An 18,224-nucleotide genomic window follows, 5' to 3' on the forward strand; every position below is an offset into this window, starting at 1 on the left:
AGAATACCGCAGAATAAGTAATGACGTTGGATCCGTACAACAAATGGATTACCCTGAACAGGGATATTGATGAACAAAGGCCGGATTATGCGCAGAACACACAGATTAAGAAAGTTACGTAAACAGCGGCGGATGTTGCGTCTGCGTTTTCACTTACGCTTTTTCTATCGTGATAAATGGAAAGCCGGAGAAATGGGCAGGTTTAAACCGAAAGTGGTGGTGCTGACCGGTGCGGGGATCTCCGCAGAGTCCGGTATCCGTACTTTCCGCTCAGAAGACGGGCTGTGGGAAGAACACAACATTGAAGATGTGGCGACCCCGGAAGGGTATGCCCGTGATCCGCGTCTGGTACAGCAGTTTTATAACGATCGCCGCCGGCAACTGCAATCTCCGGCTATTGCGCCTAATGCCGCACATCTGGCGCTGGCTGCGCTGGAGCAGGAACTGGGTGATAACTTTCTGCTGGTGACACAAAACATTGATAATCTGCATGAACGTGCAGGCAGTGAGCGGGTTATTCATATGCACGGCGAGTTACTGAAAATCCGCTGCGCTATGTCCGGACAGGTTCAGTCACGAACCGGTGACCTCACGGTGGATGAACGCTGCCACTGTTGCCAGTTCCCGTCACCGCTGCGCCCGCACATTGTCTGGTTTGGTGAAATGCCGTTCGGTATGGATGACATTTATCAGGCGCTGAGTGATGCGGATATTTTTATTGCTGTCGGCACATCCGGACATGTTTATCCCGCTGCCGGGTTTGTTCATGAGGCCCGGTTATGCGGCGCACATACGGTGGAGCTGAATCTGGAGCCGAGCCGGGTGCAGAGTGAATTTGAAGAATGCCATTACGGAGAGGCAAGCCGGGTGGTGGATGAGTATGTCCGCAGTCTGATTACACGGATTAACGACACTAAATCTGATTTGTCTCAATAACTCAATCTATGTTTCCCTGATAATAAGAAAACAAAGTTATCGGGGGAACTCATGGATAAGTTATTAGAGCGCTTTTTCGGGTATGTCTCGTTTGACACCCAGTCTAAGCCTTCAGGCAAATTGACACCCAGCAGTGACGGTCAATTCAGGTTGGCGCGTGCTCTGGAAAAAGAACTGAAAACGCTGGGACTTGAAGATGTCTCGCTGGATGATAAAGGCTGTGTGATGGCCTCATTACCATCAAATGTTGACTGGCAGGTGCCGGTTATCGGTTTTATATCCCACCTTGATACATCACCGGATTTCTCCGGGCGTAATGTGAACCCTCAGGTTCTGGAAAACTACCGTGGCGGAGATATCGCACTCGGTATCGGTGATGAAGTACTGTCTCCGGTGATGTTCCCGGTTCTGCATACCATGCTGGGTAAAACCCTGATCATGACGGATGGTAAAACCCTGCTCGGCGCGGATGATAAAGCAGGTATTGCGGAAATTATCACCGCAATGGTCCGCCTGAAAAACAGCGATATTCCACACGGTGATATCCGCATCGGCTTCACGCCGGATGAAGAAATCGGGCGTGGTGCTCAGCATGTGGATCTGAAAAAATTCGGCGCTCAGTGGGCATATACCGTGGATGGCGGTGGTGTTGGTGAGCTGGAATATGAAAACTTTAATGCGGCGGCTGTGTCTATCCGTATTGAGGGGAACAATGTTCATCCCGGCAGTGCCAAAGGGGTGATGGTCAATGCGCTCTCGCTGGCAACCCGTATTCATAATGAATTACCGCCGGAAGAAACCCCTGAACATACTGAGGGTTATGAAGGTTTTTATCATCTGCAAAGTATCAAAGGCACGGTTGAACGCGCTGAGATGAATTATATCATCCGGGACTTTGATCGTAATAACTTTGAAAAACGCAAAAATAATATGATTGTCATTGCTGAAAAAATCGGCAGCGGGTTGCATCCTGACTGTTATATTGAGCTGACCATCGACGACAGTTATTACAATATGCGCGACCATGTGGTGAAACATCCGCACGTCATTGAACTCGCCAAACAGGCAATGATTGACTGTGATATTAAACCGGATATCAAACCTATCCGTGGCGGTACTGATGGCGCACAGCTCTCTTACCGTGGCTTACCCTGCCCGAATTTATTTACCGGCGGCTATAACTTCCACAGTAAACACGAGTTTATTTCGCTGGAAGGTATGGAACAGGCGGTATCCGTTATTATGCGGATTGCCGAATTAACCGCGTTGGATATGAAGAATAAATAAGTTAAATTTTATATCTAAATGGTCGATCAATAAGCCACCTGAATACAGGTGGCTTTTTTATTAAATTAATCTAAAAACAATAATATTATAATCATTCCAGATGGCGTGATTATTTTTATTCCCCGCTATTTATTTTTTGTTTTAAATGTGTTTATTGTTTACTGGTATATTGTGCCGCCTGTTAACCTCGTTGGTTTATATACTCTCAGATAATATATTATTACGTTGGTTATTAATAATATAACCAAATATATAAGGTTTAATATTGATGTTTAATTTAAAAAGTAAGTTAATGGTTTCAGCTTTGATTATTTTTACAGCAACCTCATTTGCAGATGATTCTGATCCTGTTGAAATAGCCGGGGAGCCAAAAGGTCCCGGATATATTGACGGAAGTATTAAATTTAAAGGTTTAATAACTGACTCAAGTTGTAATATTACACAAAAAGATCAGGAGGTTGAACTTGGAACACATTCTGCAGCTGTTTTAAAAGAAATAAACAGCCGTACCAATCCTGTGGAATTTACTATTGATATTAAAGATTGTTCTCTGTCTATGAGTTCATTAACGATAGCAATGAATGGTGTAGCTCATGCAGATAATAATGCCATTTTCGCACTTAATACAGATGAAGAAAGTGCCGGTAAGGTTGGTATCCAAATTTCGACAGAAGCAGGTGACCCGGTTACCCCTGCAGGCGTTAGCGAAACAATCACATTACGTCAGGATTCACGCGATTATTCAAAAACGTATGCTGCTAACTATCTGGCGACCGGTCTGGCAACACCGGGACCTGCAAATGCAACCGTAAACTATACCGTTACTTATAATTAATTAATTACAGGGTGGTAATACGGATTGCTGCCCTGTTATATCAGATAATTTTTTTTATGAAAAAAAACATCATTTATTTTATCACGTTATGGATGGTATGCAGCCAGGCATATGCGGGGATTGTGGTCGGGGGAACCCGGTTTATCTATCCTCAGAGCCGGAAAATGATCACTGTGCCGGTTGAAAATACGGATAGTGAACGACCTTACTTAATTCAGTCCTGGATTGAGGATGAAGATGGCATTAATAAAACGAAAGAATTTGTGATAACACCGGTTATATTTCAGTTAAATGAAAAAAAGAAAAGTATGTTTCGTGTTTTATTGCGTAAGGCTGATTTAAAATCAGACAGAGAAACCTTGTTCTGGCTGAACGTACGGGGTATTCCTGCAACAGAATCAGATACTGAAAATAAATTACAGGTTGTTATTAATTCTAAGTTTAAATTGTTTTACCGTCCGGATGGATTAACAGAGCCTGATTTTAATAAAATACAGTATGAGATATCAGGCAGGAAAATAAAAATACTGAATAAAACACCCTATCATCTAACAATAAAGAGCATTAATATAAACAAAAAAGAACATTCTGTTTCCGATATGATTAAGCCCTTTGATGATTTGATTGTTTCAGCTAATGTCATTTATGAGAAAAATGATATTGTTATTAATTATATTAGTGATCTTGGCGGGGTAATCAGCAGGCCGGTGGTTTTCAATAATTAAAAAATAACTGCGGATATATGTATTTAAAAAAAAACTCATCTTATATTTATGATTGTGACTGGTATATATTCCGTCAGCACATTCAGTAAACCGTATTTTAACCCGGCGGCTTTGGGCATCGGCAGCACGGATTCTACAATCGATATTGTACAGTTTCAGCAACTGAGTGAACGGCAGTTTCAGAATGAAGGCCGTTATTTTGTCTCTGTATCTGTTAATCAACAGGTTCAATCCGGACAGTGGATTGAGTTTCGCTACCATCCTGTCCGAAAACAGCTGTTACCCCTGGTTTCCCGCAGGCAGTGGCTTATGTGGGGACTACGCCCTGATGCGGGTGCTGAATTTGAGCGCATGGATGACACCGCTCAGATTGACGATATCACGCGGTTAGTCAGTGTGGTGAATGTTACATTTGATGCCGCACAGCAGTCACTGGATATTATTATTCCGCAGCGTTTTTTTGTACCGGCCGACCAGCGGAACGGGGATATGCCACAGTGGGATCACGGTATAACCGCATTTTTACTCGACTATGATTACCGCATATTTCATACACGTGACCGTCACTATTATGATACCCGGCACTCTTTATCACTGCGCAGTGGTTTTAATCACGGCGCATGGCGCTTCCGGCATCAGGGATACCTGGATAAAACGAAGGACAAACTGTCATGGCAGTCACAGCGGAGCTGGCTGTATCGCCCGGTTGCACCGCTGAAGAGTGAATTGCAACTGGGTGAATTGTTCAGCAGTGATCCTATATTTGACAGCCGTGCTTACACCGGCGTCCGTCTTATCAGCCGTGAAGAAATGTTTGCGCAGAATCAGCAGGGTTATGCACCTGTTATCAGAGGAATTACGGCACACAGTGCACAACTGACGATAAAACAGCAGGGAATGATATTGCGTCAGATGTCATTACCCGGTGGCGAGTTTGAGATTAATGACCTTCATAATGGTCTTCAGGGTTCAGATCTTGAGGTTCTGATTGAAGAGGCGAACGGCACTGTTCAGCACTACTTTCAACCCGGCGCTTATGTCCCGGTCATGCTGCGTGAGGGGCGGACAAAATACAGCCTGGATGCAGGGAAACGCACCGGACAGAAGAATGAACACAGTACCTGGTTTATGCAGGGAACGGCGGCATACGGTATCAATTCCTCCTGACGCTGTACGGAGGCGGATATACGGCACACCGGGCAATAAGCGGCGGCATGGGCGCAGGTGTTAATATGGGAGCTGCGGGCGGGATTTCACTGGACTGGCTGACACATCAGGCAAACAGGCTTCGTTATCAGCGCTATCGTATTAATTATCAGAAAATTATCCCGCAGACAGGTTCTTCTCTTTATCTCAGGGCGGGCGAAACCATTCATGGTTCAGATAATACCGGACAGGAATATAGTCCTATATCTGCCGGGCGGCGGTGGTCGGGGCAGTTTCAACAGTCCCTGGCGGGATGGGGAAGTCTGTCTCTCAGCTATCGTTACAGTGAACGGACGCCACACCAGCGCCATCGTCGCGTACATCACCGTCAATCTGACAAAGTATGGGATGCGGGCTATCACGGCAGCATGCGTTATATCAATTACGGTGTGAACTATCAGTATCGCAGGAGTGGTGCTTATCAGCGGGAAGATAACCGGATATCTGTCTCATTTTCGGTTCCGCTGGAGTTTGGCACACAACAGTTGCGCAGCCATTTTTATTACTATCATCAGGCCGCCGGTTCCGGGACTCAAACCTCGGTAAGTGGTACTGCTGGTGATGATTATCGTCTGAACTATACATTACATCATGGCTATCAGCATAAAACGGGCTCTCATCGTCGTGGTGGCGAAATTTATTCGCGTTATGGCAAAGCGGATTTACAAGCTGGTTTCAGTTCTGACGGAAACCGTAATGTCTGGAATGGCGGTTTACAGGGAAGTGTGGTTATTCACCGTAACGGGGTAACACTGTCACGGCCGCTGGGGGAAAGCAATGCGCTGGTGGATATGAACGGAGTTGAAAATATCCGCCTTATGAACTCTAATGCGGCTCCCACGGATATCCGCGGGTTCAGCATTATTCCGCAACTGAGTAATTATAATAAGAATACTGTTTACATTGATCCGGAAACATTACCTGCTAATGCCGATATAGCCGACCCGGTTCAGATGGTTATTCCGTCAAAAGGTGCGCTGGTTGCGGTCCGGTTTGATGTTCAGGAAGGGCACCGTGTTATTTATGTCCTGAAAACAGTGACCGGCAGTGTTCCGTTCGGTGCTTTTGTGCAGGTAAAAAGACCTGACGGCAATACGGTGGGCGGGATTGTTGGTGATGATGGGGAAGTGTATCTGAGCGGTTTACCTGACAGTGGATTATTGCAGGTGAAATGGGGAAGTAACCCTGCGCAGCAGTGTGAATCAGAAATTGCTGTACCCCCTGAAAACCAGTGGCTTGTCACAATGACATTACTGTGTCAGTGAGGATTATTGAATGATTAAAGATATTATATATGGTGGCAGAATAGGTATTGTTTGTGTGATGCTGAGTATCATCCCCGTATATGTAAACGCCGCCTGTACCACGCCGGAGCCTGAAATAATGCTGACCCCGGATATGCATTTTGCTGAAATAAGTGAGCAATTACCGTTAATGGCTCCGATAGCCGGACCATTTTACTCTCGTATTTCAGCAGGATATCACTGTCATTTCACTGAAGAGACTTCAGTATCATTCGGAATTGCCGCATTTGGTGAAAAAATCGGAACCACACCGGAAGGACATTCTGTTTTCTATTTTTCCGAAGGTATCGGCTATAGTTTAGGCGGTGAAATTAGCTCCCCGGGTTGTCCGGCAGAAATGCATTATATTGACGGGAGTGATAGCGGGGGAACGGATATAGATAAAATTATCTGCCGTGACCGTCGTGTAAAAAGCGATATTAGTTACCGGGGACGGGTGGCGGTGACACTGTATAAAACAGGTGTTATATCAGGTAATAAAATACCGGAAGCTCAGGTGGCAAAATTTACGCTGATGAAAAATAACCGGTGGTATTCCACTATCAGAGAACCCTATGTCACTTTTTCCGGTTTTAATATCCGTCAGCGGGCTTGTGATATTTCAGCCCCACGTGAGATTGATTTGGGTCGGGTGTCGCGGACGGATTTCAGCAGAAAAGGATCTGTTGCGCAGGGAAGTGTGCGGGAATTCAGCATCGGATTGCAGTGCAGCCAATTGAACGGAGCTGAAATCCGGCTAAAAAGAACACTTTCTTATATGGGAAATGTGCCCGGAGTACTGAAACTTGAGCAGACTAAAAATGGTGCAAAAGGTATTGGTATTCAGCTAACCCGGCAGGGAACGCCGGTGAAATTTGATGAGTGGATACCTTTTGACAATGTGACTGCGCGGAGTGCACAAATTCGTTTTCAGGCGGCGCTGGTACAGATAAGAAAGAACATTCATCCCGGTAAGGCGGAAGCGGTACTTGATTATACTATCCGCTATCTGTAATAAACAACGCCACGATGTCGTGGCGTTGTTTATACTAACTATATGATAACTAATCGTTAGTCATCAAAATACCAGTAGCCGCTATTAATCAGCGCAGTCAGTAAAATAACAAACTGCGGGTCATGTAAGGCATCGCCCAGCATGTCTGCTGAGACTTCGTCATACTGGCAGAGCACGTCAGCGGCTTCAATATGCGGTGTTTTCAGCTCTTCGCCGTTGACAAAACAAGTGTCACCAACGCGCAGAACCCGCAGACCGTTAAGGCGGAACAGGGATTCGCCCTGAGCCATCAGTGCCTGAATATCTTCCGGCGTGTACGGCGGCTCCGGTTGTGCCAGATCCAGCTCATGGCGGGACTGAGAGATATATTCCCCGAACCACTGACGGAATACGGCGGGTTGATCCAGTAAATCCTGCATCATGCGGTGAAGTTTGGTTAATTCACCCTGCTGGATAAGCGCCGGATTATCACGGAAGGAGAGATCCGGATCACTGTAGCGATAGCTGCCGAGATCGTTAGCAATCACATAATCAGCAAAACCGCTGAATAATTCACGGGCATTCGGGGCACGGAAGCCGACTGAATAGTTCAGTGACTCTTCGATAGCATAGCCCTCATGCGGGAATCCCGGCGGAATATAAAGAATATCACCCGGCACCATTTCATCATCAATAATGGCATCAAACGGGGCGACCTGGAGTAGATCCGGGTGCGGACAGTGTTGTTTCATCGGGATTTTTTCCCCGACACGCCAGTGGCGGCGACCCTGTCCCTGAATAATAAAAACATCATACTGATCAAGATGCGGACCCACACCGCCGCCCGGCACAGAATAAGAGATCATCAGGTCATCGGCACGCCAGTCAGACAGGCAGCGGAAAGGTTTCATTAAGGCTGCGGACGGGAAATGCCAGTGATTGACTGCCTGCACCAGGATTGACCAGTCTTTTTCGCCTAAGTCGTCAAAATCCTGAAATGGTCCGTGGCGCACATCCCATTTTCCATCGAAGCGGGTAACCATGCGGCTGCTGACGTCATCTTCCATCGCGAGTCCCGCCAGTTCATCCGGTGAAATAGTATCCCGGAAATCGCGGAAGCCACCTTTGATCAGTAAAGGGCGTTTTTGCCAGTGGCTTTCCATAAAGGACTGCCAATCTAAATTCAGTTCATAATCCATGGTTACGCCCTCAATGAGAAAAAAAAACAACCAGATAACGGAGTATGTTGCATAACTATAGTGAAAGAAAGAACAAAAAACCGATGTCAGTCGTCACTCTCATCATGTGCCTGACGGCGGAATGTGATGGTAATGCGGGCACCACCCAGCGGGCTGTCGGTTACAACCGCACCGCCGTCATACTGCTCCAGAATATCCGTCACGATAGCAAGCCCCAGTCCCTGCCCCGGACGCAGGGTATCTGCCCGCTGTCCCCGGCGGAAAATCAGCTCCCGCTTATCTTCCGGCACACCCAAACCATCATCATCGACAATCAGGATCACCGCATCATGATGCCATTGGGCGGTTACTTCCACAAATTCAAGGCAGTATTTGCAGGCATTCTCCATAATATTGCCCATCACTTCCATAAAATCATTTTTTTGACCCAGCCAGGTGATGTCCGGCGGAATATCGACAGTAATATCAACACCTTTGCGCTGATAAACTTTGGACAAAGCACTTGCCAGGCTGTCAATCAGGGCAGGGACGGAGGAAATCTCACGCATCAGCAACGTGTTGTCACCGCCGATATTCGCGCGATGCAGATAATAGCCGACCTGCTGTGAAATCCGCCCGATCTGCTCAAGCATAATCGGTTCGGCGGTATCAATTGTCATGTCTTTCCCGCTGCGCAGAGAGCGCAACGTACTCTGTAATACCGCCAGCGGGGTTTTCAGGCTGTGCGTCAGATCAGACAATGTCCGCTGATAGCGTGTATAGCGCTCGCGCTCGTTGTGCAGCAGCAGGTTCAGGTTGCGCACCAATCCGCGCAGCTCGCTGGGCGGCTGTTCATCCAAGTCGTCCCGCTCGCCTTTTTCCAGTGCGCTTATCTGCCCGCTGAGGGCATTAATAGGCCGCAGGCTCCAGTGTGCCGCCAGCCAGATAAGCGGGGTGAGTAAAAAGAGGTTAGCGAGAACCACATACCCGAACCATTCCCAGACCTGAAATGTTTTCTGTAAATCCTGCGGAATGGTATCCACGACTACGATAGTCAGCGGCGGCAGATTATCGGTTTCGCCGTAACGGCTGACAGAGACGGAGTGGATCATACGCCCGTCATTATCTTCATCCAGGTCATTGATGCGGATATCTGCCGTGGAAAACAGCGGGGTATTAACCAAAATCGCTTTGGTGGCTTCAAGAGAGGTATTCAGATCATACAGACCCTCTTTGGTCAGCCATTTGGGCGGGATAGCCTTTTCAAGCGCATCAATCTTATGCTGACGCCAGAGCAGATTCTGATCTTTATCATAAATCAGCACAACGGAGGGGGAATTAAGGGTGAAATTCGGCGGAAAGCGGATATTGAGCTTTCCGTCTTCCCACTGCGACAGGCTGTAGAACAGATTGCTCTGGCTGCGCAGCATGGTATAGGTGGTTTTATCAAAACTGACCAGATAACCGACAATGGCAACCGCCCCGTAAGACAGGGTCATCGCCAGGATCACAGCGAAGGTTGCCAGTAAAAACCGGGTCCGCAGAGAGAACGGACTTTTGGTTCGCATTGTCATGCGAATTACCTCTGTGGCGTAATATTATGCTTTGGCGTCGAAACGGTAACCCTGACCACGGACAGTGACGATGGCATCCACGTCTGTAAAGACCAGGATTTTTTTACGCAACCGTCCCATCAGGACATCAATGGTGTGGCTTTCACGCAATTCGGCATCCGGGTAGAGCTGGCGCATCAGGGAATCTTTACTGACCACTTTACCATTATCGCGCATCAGTGTTTCAATAATAGTGTATTCAAACGCAGTCAGTTTGACCGCATTGTCACCGACCAGAAATTCTTTACGGGAGAGATCAATAGTAAAAATACCCAGTTCCAGTTGCTGTGAGGCAAGCCCGCTGTTACGGCGCATTAATGCCTGCATCCGGGCAACGATTTCTTCAAGCTGGAAAGGTTTTGTCACGTAATCATCTGCACCGGCATTGAGGGCGGCGACTTTCTCCTGCCAGCTTTCGCGGGCAGTGAGAACCATAATCGGGATTTTTACCTGCTGCTGACGCCAGCGGGCGATCATAGTCATGCCATCTTCACCGGGCAGCCCGAGGTCAACCACCGCGATATCCGGCTGACTTTCCTGAAGGAAATAATCTGCTTCTTTTGAATCTTCCGCAGCGTCCACCTGATGCCCGAGTTCACGGATCTGAACCATCAGGTGATGACGAAGTAAGTTGTTATCTTCAACAATAAGTACGCGCATACACAATCCCTTACAAATACAGATATTCCGATAGAAAACTGACGTGAATTGTAACAGTTTACCTGAATGAAGTGGAATATGTACGCCAAATAATACGCGGGATATGCGATTAATCATAAAAAAAAGAGGCAGATATTCTCCGCCTCTTGTGTAATTTAATTAGTTGTTGGTTAACTAACTATAACTCATCAACTAAACGGACAGCATCCCCGAGGTAATTTTCCGGTGTCATGGTTTTCAGGCGCGCTTTTTCGGCATCCGGCAGATCCAGACCGTCGATAAATACCTGCATTGCCTGCGCATTCACGCGCTTGCCACGGGTCAGTTCTTTAAGTTTTTCATACGGTTTTTCAATGCCGTAACGGCGCATCACAGTCTGAATCGGCTCTGCAAGGACTTCCCAGTTTTGATCCAGTTCATCGCGCAGGTGTTGTTCATTGACTTCCAGTTTGCTCAGACCTTTTTGCGCTGACTGATACGCGATTAATGCGTAACCAATGCCCACGCCCAAATTGCGCAGCACAGTGGAGTCAGTCAGGTCGCGCTGCCAGCGGGAAACCGGCAGTTTTGCTGCCAGGTGACCCAGCACCGCATTCGCAAGACCCAGGTTACCTTCTGAGTTTTCAAAATCAATCGGGTTGACTTTATGCGGCATGGTGGAAGAGCCGATTTCACCGGCAATTGTTTTCTGTTTAAAGTGATTCAGGGCAACATAGCCCCAGACATCACGGTTAAAGTCGATCAGGATGGTGTTAAAGCGGGCAACACAATCAAAATATTCGGCGATATAGTCGTGCGGCTCAATCTGTGTGGTGTACGGGTTCCACTGAATGCCCAGCGAGGTAACAAAGGCTTCGCTGAAACGGTGCCAGTCCACATCCGGATACGCGGATAAGTGCGCATTATAGTTACCGACGGCACCATTGAGTTTCCCGAGGATCTCAACCTGCTGTAACTGACGGTACTGACGTTCCATCCGGTAAGCGACATTGGCAAACTCTTTGCCGACCGTACTAGGTGTTGCCGGTTGTCCGTGGGTGCGGGAAAGCAGCGGTAAATCACGGTAACCGGCGGCCATGGTTTTAATGGTATCAATCAGCTGACGCCATGCAGGAAGAAGAACCGTTTCGCGCGCGGTGCTGAGCATCAGGGCGTGAGAGAGGTTATTAATATCTTCAGATGTACAGGCAAAATGAATAAATTCGGATACCGCATGCAGCGCAGGCACAGCTTCCGCTTTTTCTTTCAGAAAATATTCAACCGCTTTGACATCGTGATTAGTGGTGCGCTCAATCTCTTTGATGCGCATTGCGTCTTTTTCACTGAAATTTGCGACAATCTCATCAAGGTAAGCGATTGCGTCGCGGTCAAAAACCGGAACTTCACGAATGTCTGCACACGCTGCCAGTTTTTGTAACCAACGTACTTCGACCTGTACACGGAATTTCAGTAAACCATATTCACTGAAGATATCGCGCAGGGCGCGTGTTTTGTCACCGTAGCGGCCATCGACGGGGGAAACGGCGGTAAGTGAGGATAATTCCATGGGTTGCAACTCCGGATAATTTTAGTGTTGAGCGAGAATTTTTTTTAGCCGTGTCCACGAGACGTGAACGGGAAAACAGCAGTTGTAAGCGGTTTCCGCCTGTCTGACGCCAGAGTACCGCGCTGCGGATCCCGCTCAGTAACAGAGAGCGGACTTTGGCCTGAACCAGTTGGTTGCGCAGGATTTCCGGCGAGCCGGTAACCTGAATGCGGGGACCGAGCGGGCTGATGTTATCCACATAAATACCGGCAATGGTGTTAAGCATCGCCTCCTGTGACAGCCCGAAATGGTCGCGCTGATGTTCAAGATTATCAATGCGCTTACCCAGGTCATTCATGGCCCCGGGAGTTTTATACAGGCGGCGTTCGAGCAGCATAATCCCCAGCATATAGCGGGTCATCTCTGTATTTATGCCCTGCGCGCCGGTCATGTTAAACATCCCGGCAAAGGCTTCAAGACCAATCCGCAGGTTTTGCGTATTGTTGCCGTATACATCTGCTACAGATGACGGATTATTATTGATGATACTTTGGATCATCACATCAACGGCATCATTATCTGCCTGACCTTCATGCGCCAGTTGCTGAACCAGACGTGCGGCCTGGCAGATACCCGCCAGAGCGAGGGTAATGTCATCGTAATTTTTAGCCACAGTTACTCCGTAATTCGCGCTTCAATGATCCCGCCGCCCAGGCAGACTTCATCCTGATAGAAAACAGCAGACTGACCCGGTGTAACGGCCGCGACCGGGATATCAAACCGGACACTGATTTTATCTTCACCGAGCGGGGTAACAGTACAGGGAATATCTTCCTGGCGGTAACGTGTTTTGACAACACAGCGCAGCGGGTGTGCCAGCGGCTCCCGTGATACCCAATCCAGTTGTTGTGCAATCAGCCCGACAGACATCAGACGCGGGTGCTCATGGCCCTGGGCAACAATCAGTAAATTGTTTTCAACATCTTTATCAACGACATACCAGGGTTCTTCTGAGCCGTCACGCGTGCCGCCGATGCGTAACCCTTTGCGCTGTCCGAGAGTGTGGTACATCAGCCCGTCATGCTGACCGATTTCCTGCCCGTCCACAGTCATAATCGGACCGGGTTTTGCCGGTAAATAACGGGCAAGGAAATCACGGAACTTGCGCTCCCCGATAAAACAGATGCCGGTGGAGTCTTTTTTCTTTGCTGTGATAAGATCTAATTCTTCCGCAATACGGCGGACTTCCGGTTTTTCCAGTTCGCCGACCGGGAACAGGCTCTGCGCCACCTGCTCATGACTTAATGTATAAAGGAAATAGCTTTGATCTTTATTGCCGTCCAGTCCGCGTAATAACTGCGTTGTGCCGTTAATATCACGGCGGCGGACATAGTGACCGGTAGCGATATAGTCAGCGCCAAGATCTTCTGCGGCATATTCCAGGAATGCTTTGAATTTAATCTCTTTATTACAGAGAATATCCGGGTTTGGTGTGCGCCCGGCTTTATACTCTTCCAGGAAAAGCTCAAATACATTATCCCAGTATTCAGCGGCGAAATTGACGGTCAGAAGTTCAATGCCGAGCTTATCACACACCGCCTGCGCATCGGCAAGGTCGGCAGCGGCTGAGCAGTATTCTGTATCATCATCCTCTTCCCAGTTCTTCATAAACAGCCCGGTCACCTGATATCCCTGTTGTTGCAGTAACCAGGCTGAGACGGAGGAATCCACACCACCGGACATACCGACGATGACTTTTTTCTGGCTGTTATCTGACATGAGCTGATCTCGCGGCGATTGGGAAGCTCCGCACACGCAAAAAGGCGCAGTGCAAAGACGTACCCGGGGAAAAAATTAAGCGTCATACTTTACCATGATACGCCGGGCGGCGCATCATCAGGGCAGGACAATCTGTGTTTTTTTCACCGGGCATTTTTACGGATAGCTTTCGCTGATATCACCGAACGTGGCCAGCACGGATAACGGCAGCGGCTCGGCAGCAAAGAAGGCAAACATACTCTCTTTAACCAGCGGCGAGCGCAGGATCGGGCTGTTAATAATCTCATCAGCACTGACCCAGTGACAGCAATCAATATCCCTGTCCTGCGGACAGGTTTCACATTGTGTTTCCAGCGGGACCCGGAACAGAAAACGGATAAACGGTGTGCCGTCCGGTGCAACCCACTGATGAACTTTCAGCAGGGCATCCGGTGTGGCGCTGATCCCGGTCTCTTCATACAGTTCGCGCTCTGCCGCCGCAATCAGGGATTCACCGGCTTCCAGATGTCCGGCAGGCTGATTCCAGGTCGGTTTGCCCTTTACTGCTTCTTCCACCACCAGAAATTTATCGCCTGCGGTGACCATGCAGGCAACCGTAATATGGGGCTTAAATGTCATTCACACTTCTCCAGTCGCCGGGTTTGAGTGTATCAAGGGTATAATCGCCAATCTGCCAGCGGATAAGGCGCAGTGTCGGGTGCCCGATATGCGCGGTCATCCGGCGGACCTGGCGGTTACGGCCCTCTTTCAGTGTCAGTTTCAGCCAGGTGACCGGGATTGATTTGCGCTCGCGGATAGGCGGATTACGCGGCCACAGCCAGGCGGGTTCTTCCGTGATTTCAGCACCTGCCGGGAGGGTTTTCCCGTCATTAAGCGTCACGCCTTCGCGCAGTTTTTTCAGCGCAGCAGCATCCGGCACACCTTCCACCTGGACATAATAGACTTTCACGGCTTTACTATCCGGTCTTGTCAGCCCGGACTGTAATACACCGTCGTTGGTCAGGATAAGTAACCCTTCGCTGTCACGATCCAGGCGTCCTGCGGCATAAATATCCTGAATCGGGATATAATCTTTCAGTGTGCTGCGCCCGGCTTCATCAGTAAACTGAGGTAACACATCAAACGGTTTGTTAAACAAAACCATTTTGCGCGGACCCCGTTTGCGGGCAGGTTTATTCAGCAGGCGCTGTGCCGCCGGATGTGAATGTTTTTTGTCTGTAGGTCGGGTGTTAGGTGTTTTCGCGGCCATGATATCTTTTTTATAAAAAATGAGACTTACATTATAGCTTAAAACAGTTAGGATTTGCGTGATGCAATTATTCAAGTAGTATTGACAGTGCTATTACAAAAAATTAACAAAACATTGCGCTTACATAAAGGAGAGGTTGATGGAAAGCAAAGTAGTTGTTCCGGCGAAAGGTGCTAAAATTACCATTGACGCAAAAGGCAAGTTAATCGTTCCGGAAAATCCGGTTATCCCGTTTATTGAAGGGGACGGAATCGGGGTCGATGTTACGCCTGTAATGATTAAAGTTGTTGATGCTGCTGTGAAAAAAGCCTACGGCGGCAAACGTGAAATCTCCTGGATGGAAATCTACACCGGTGAGAAATCCACAAAATTATATGGCAGTGATGTCTGGCTGCCGGATGAAACTCTCGATTTAATCCGTGAATACCGTGTGGCTATCAAAGGCCCGCTGACCACTCCGGTCGGTGGCGGCATCCGCTCCCTTAACGTAGCACTGCGCCAGATCCTTGATCTCTACGTTTGCCTGCGCCCGGTTCGTTACTATAAAGGTACACCAAGCCCGGTAAAACAACCTGAACTGACTGACATGGTCATTTTCCGTGAAAATGCGGAAGATATCTATGCGGGTATAGAGTGGAAAGCCGGTTCTGCGGAAGCGGATAAAGTGATTAAATTCCTGCAGGATGAAATGGGCGTGACGAAAATCCGCTTCCCTCAGGAGTGCGGTATCGGCATCAAGCCATGCTCTGAAGCCGGCACAAAACGTCTGGTGCGCGCGGCAATGCATTACGCGATTGATAACGACCGTGATTCAGTCACACTGGTTCATAAAGGCAACATTATGAAGTTCACCGAAGGTGCTTTCAAAGACTGGGGTTATGAACTGGCGCGTGAAGAGTTCGGCGGAGAATTGCTGGACGGCGGTCCGTGGTTAAGTGTGAAAAACCCGAAAACCGGCAAAAAAATCGTCATTAAAGATGTAATCGCAGATGCATTCCTGCAACAGATCCTGCTGCGTCCGGCTGAATATGATGTTATCGCCTGTATGAACCTGAACGGCGACTATATCTCTGATGCGCTGGCAGCACAGGTCGGCGGTATCGGTATCGCACCGGGTGCGAATATCGGTGATGAATGCGCGCTGTTTGAAGCCACTCACGGCACCGCGCCGAAATACGCGGGTCAGGATAAAGTAAATCCGGGCTCCGTTATTCTCTCCGCAGAGATGATGCTGCGTCACATGGGCTGGTTCGAGGCGGCTGACTTAATCATTAAAGGAACTGAGGGCGCGATTGCTGCCAAGACCGTCACTTATGATTTTGAACGCCTGATGGACGGCGCTAAACTGCTGAAATGCTCAGAGTTTGGTGATGCCATTATTAAACACATGTAATTAAGCATGCTGTAAAACAGTTAACGGGAACTGATTGGTTCCCGTTCTTTTTTTAACCAATAAAATTCTTCCCCAAAACTCTTCCCCAAAACCGGTTAAATTCCGGGCGATTATACGGCGATAATTTGCCAGTCCTTTCCCCGGTCATCATTGTACTTATCTGTCATTTTGAATGACGTTGGATATATATTAAATAATAAAATTTGCTATCTGAATTAATCTGTGACTTAATGTCATCACTGGTTTGGAAGTACAGGCCTATTTATGCTGGTCAGTTTAAAGTTGTTCACCGTTTAGTGCTATCACTGATACCTCTTCATTGCGAATTCCTTCTAATTAATTCCCATAAGTAAAAATAAAAAAAACAAACCTCATATGCCTTATGGCAATTTAAAAAAATTAAAGGAAATTCTATGTCTAATACAATGACTGGTTCAGTAAAATGGTTTAACGATGATAAAGGTTTTGGTTTTATTACCCCTAAAGATGGCAGCAAAGATCTGTTTGTTCATTTCTCTGCAATTCAGAGCGATAGCTTCAAGTCTTTAGCCGAAGGTCAGGAAGTATCATTTACCATAGAAGATGGAATGAAAGGTCCTGCCGCTGGTAATGTGGTGGTGCTTTAAAACACTATAATGATTAACTTCTGTTTTAAATGTCCTTGTTGTAGTGGGTCGCAATACCGAACATCACAATTTGACATTTCACTGAGTAATCCGCGTGGAGCAAAATGTATTTTTTGCAAAAGCGTGATGAAAGTTGAAGCAAGTTAGATATTAAGTGGTCAATTATTTCAGACCCCGCCATCGGCGGGGTTTTTTTATACCTGAATTCAACACATTGATATTGTCCCGATATCGGAATTCCGATAACGCTGTTGATAAGTAGCATTTCCATAATATAAACCAGGATGGTTTATACCCTTATTCATTCAAACTGCAGGTTCGTTGGCGGCATGAAGCCAGCCGGGTCACATAGTTTATCTATGCTCCCCATCTATCTTCCCTTGCCGCCTGCCTGCATCTTGAATGACGTTGGGTATACATAAAATCATAATGCATAATAAAGTGATAAAAATTATTTCAGGTGCTTATACTCTTTATCTGAAACAGGTTCTAACCATTCGTTGGTAGCACCTTCTGCCGAAATTTCGACTGCGACATGAGAAAACCAGCTATCTGCGGCTGCGCCATGCCAGTGTTTAATTCCCGGGGCAACATGAACGACATCGCCCGGATTTAATGCCTGAGCATGTTTTTCTGCTTCCTGATACCAGCCGCGACCGCCGGTGACTAACAAAATTTGTCCGCTCTTATGGTGAATATGCCAGAAGTTACGACAGCCCGGTTCAAAGGTAACGTTAGCGATAACCGGGTTTTCTTTATTTAGTAATGACAGATAGCTGGTTCCGGTAAAATAATCGGCATACGCAACGTTTTTTTCACCAAAAGGGAAAATACCTTTTCCATTAAATATACCTGCTTTCAATTCTTCAGGGATCAATATATCTGATTCTTTATGCATAATAATCTCCGGTAAGTGCTGGTTTAATTGACGGATG

17 protein-coding genes and 2 pseudogenes are annotated in these 18,224 nt (G+C 47.5%); 10 read left to right on the plus strand and 9 right to left on the minus strand.

The window, feature by feature from the left end:
* The first annotated feature begins 87 nt into the window (after positions 1 to 87).
* From cobB to AYY16_RS01620, 7 genes and pseudogenes are all read left to right on the plus strand, one after another.
* On the plus strand, positions 88 to 936 hold the full coding sequence (cobB, locus tag AYY16_RS01595) for a Sir2 family NAD+-dependent deacetylase (protein WP_067364540.1): 849 nt from the start codon (positions 88 to 90) through the stop codon (positions 934 to 936).
* A gap of 51 nt (positions 937 to 987) precedes the next feature.
* Positions 988 to 2,223 carry a peptidase T gene (pepT, locus tag AYY16_RS01600; RefSeq protein ID WP_067361161.1) on the plus strand — a complete coding sequence of 412 codons (1,236 nt, stop codon included), beginning with the start codon at positions 988 to 990 and terminating at the stop codon, positions 2,221 to 2,223.
* A 268-nt stretch (positions 2,224 to 2,491) separates the two neighbouring features.
* The gene (locus AYY16_RS01605) at positions 2,492 to 3,058 is read left to right on the plus strand and encodes a fimbrial protein (RefSeq protein ID WP_067361164.1); all 567 of its coding nucleotides are present in this window, start codon (positions 2,492 to 2,494) and stop codon (positions 3,056 to 3,058) included.
* A 92-nt stretch (positions 3,059 to 3,150) separates the two neighbouring features.
* The gene (locus AYY16_RS01610; RefSeq protein WP_268874128.1) at positions 3,151 to 3,783 is read left to right on the plus strand and encodes a fimbrial biogenesis chaperone; all 633 of its coding nucleotides are present in this window, start codon (positions 3,151 to 3,153) and stop codon (positions 3,781 to 3,783) included.
* A 48-nt stretch (positions 3,784 to 3,831) separates the two neighbouring features.
* Positions 3,832 to 5,924, plus strand: a pseudogene (locus AYY16_RS01615) (fimbria/pilus outer membrane usher protein); the annotation flags it as partial.
* An 18-nt stretch (positions 5,925 to 5,942) separates the two neighbouring features.
* Positions 5,943 to 6,254 (plus strand): FimD/PapC C-terminal domain-containing protein, encoded by a 312-nt coding sequence (locus AYY16_RS20715; protein ID WP_235846247.1) that lies wholly within the window; start codon positions 5,943 to 5,945, stop codon positions 6,252 to 6,254.
* A gap of 10 nt (positions 6,255 to 6,264) precedes the next feature.
* On the plus strand, positions 6,265 to 7,287 hold the full coding sequence (locus AYY16_RS01620; RefSeq protein WP_067361170.1) for a fimbrial protein: 1,023 nt from the start codon (positions 6,265 to 6,267) through the stop codon (positions 7,285 to 7,287).
* 56 nt (positions 7,288 to 7,343) lie between these two features.
* Here AYY16_RS01620 and AYY16_RS01625 read toward each other — a convergent pair whose 3' ends face one another.
* From AYY16_RS01625 to rluE, 8 genes and pseudogenes are all read right to left on the minus strand, one after another.
* Positions 7,344 to 8,465: a ribosomal protein uL16 3-hydroxylase gene (locus AYY16_RS01625; RefSeq protein WP_067361173.1), complete on the minus strand. Its 1,122-nt coding sequence runs from the start codon at positions 8,463 to 8,465 to the stop codon at positions 7,344 to 7,346.
* An 86-nt stretch (positions 8,466 to 8,551) separates the two neighbouring features.
* Positions 8,552 to 10,018 (minus strand): two-component system sensor histidine kinase PhoQ, encoded by a 1,467-nt coding sequence (gene phoQ, locus AYY16_RS01630; RefSeq protein ID WP_067361176.1) that lies wholly within the window; start codon positions 10,016 to 10,018, stop codon positions 8,552 to 8,554.
* A gap of 24 nt (positions 10,019 to 10,042) precedes the next feature.
* Positions 10,043 to 10,717, minus strand: a complete 675-nt coding sequence (gene phoP, locus AYY16_RS01635) for a two-component system response regulator PhoP (RefSeq protein ID WP_067361179.1) — start codon at positions 10,715 to 10,717, stop codon at positions 10,043 to 10,045.
* A gap of 178 nt (positions 10,718 to 10,895) precedes the next feature.
* The gene (purB, locus tag AYY16_RS01640) at positions 10,896 to 12,263 is read right to left on the minus strand and encodes an adenylosuccinate lyase (RefSeq protein ID WP_067361182.1); all 1,368 of its coding nucleotides are present in this window, start codon (positions 12,261 to 12,263) and stop codon (positions 10,896 to 10,898) included.
* 40 nt (positions 12,264 to 12,303) lie between these two features.
* Positions 12,304 to 12,915: pseudogene (gene hflD, locus AYY16_RS01645) on the minus strand (high frequency lysogenization protein HflD); the annotation flags it as partial.
* Positions 12,916 to 12,917: 2 nt separating this feature from the next.
* Positions 12,918 to 14,021 carry a tRNA 2-thiouridine(34) synthase MnmA gene (mnmA, locus tag AYY16_RS01650; protein ID WP_067361185.1) on the minus strand — a complete coding sequence of 368 codons (1,104 nt, stop codon included), beginning with the start codon at positions 14,019 to 14,021 and terminating at the stop codon, positions 12,918 to 12,920.
* A 156-nt stretch (positions 14,022 to 14,177) separates the two neighbouring features.
* Positions 14,178 to 14,639, minus strand: a complete 462-nt coding sequence (locus AYY16_RS01655) for an NUDIX domain-containing protein (protein WP_067361188.1) — start codon at positions 14,637 to 14,639, stop codon at positions 14,178 to 14,180.
* The gene (gene rluE, locus AYY16_RS01660; protein ID WP_067361192.1) at positions 14,629 to 15,270 is read right to left on the minus strand and encodes a 23S rRNA pseudouridine(2457) synthase RluE; all 642 of its coding nucleotides are present in this window, start codon (positions 15,268 to 15,270) and stop codon (positions 14,629 to 14,631) included. The genes AYY16_RS01655 and rluE overlap by 11 nt, the downstream gene beginning before the upstream one ends.
* Positions 15,271 to 15,409: 139 nt before the next feature.
* Between rluE and icd the strand changes: the two genes are divergently transcribed.
* From icd to ymcF, 3 genes are all read left to right on the plus strand, one after another.
* A complete protein-coding gene (gene icd / locus AYY16_RS01665) occupies positions 15,410 to 16,663 on the plus strand; it encodes an NADP-dependent isocitrate dehydrogenase (RefSeq protein WP_067361196.1) in 1,254 nt (417 codons plus the stop codon).
* A 413-nt stretch (positions 16,664 to 17,076) separates the two neighbouring features.
* Positions 17,077 to 17,289, plus strand: a complete 213-nt coding sequence (gene cspE, locus AYY16_RS01670) for a transcription antiterminator/RNA stability regulator CspE (RefSeq protein WP_067361199.1) — start codon at positions 17,077 to 17,079, stop codon at positions 17,287 to 17,289.
* 9 nt (positions 17,290 to 17,298) lie between these two features.
* The gene (ymcF, locus tag AYY16_RS20720) at positions 17,299 to 17,436 is read left to right on the plus strand and encodes a cold shock small protein YmcF (RefSeq protein ID WP_396672620.1); all 138 of its coding nucleotides are present in this window, start codon (positions 17,299 to 17,301) and stop codon (positions 17,434 to 17,436) included.
* Positions 17,437 to 17,740: 304 nt separating this feature from the next.
* Here ymcF and AYY16_RS01680 read toward each other — a convergent pair whose 3' ends face one another.
* Complete coding sequence (locus AYY16_RS01680; protein ID WP_067364543.1) at positions 17,741 to 18,187, minus strand: cupin domain-containing protein; 447 nt, start codon at positions 18,185 to 18,187, stop codon at positions 17,741 to 17,743.
* Positions 18,188 to 18,224 lie beyond the last annotated feature (37 nt).

This window comes from Morganella psychrotolerans (assembly GCF_001676155.1).
Lineage (GTDB): Bacteria > Pseudomonadota > Gammaproteobacteria > Enterobacterales > Enterobacteriaceae > Morganella > Morganella psychrotolerans.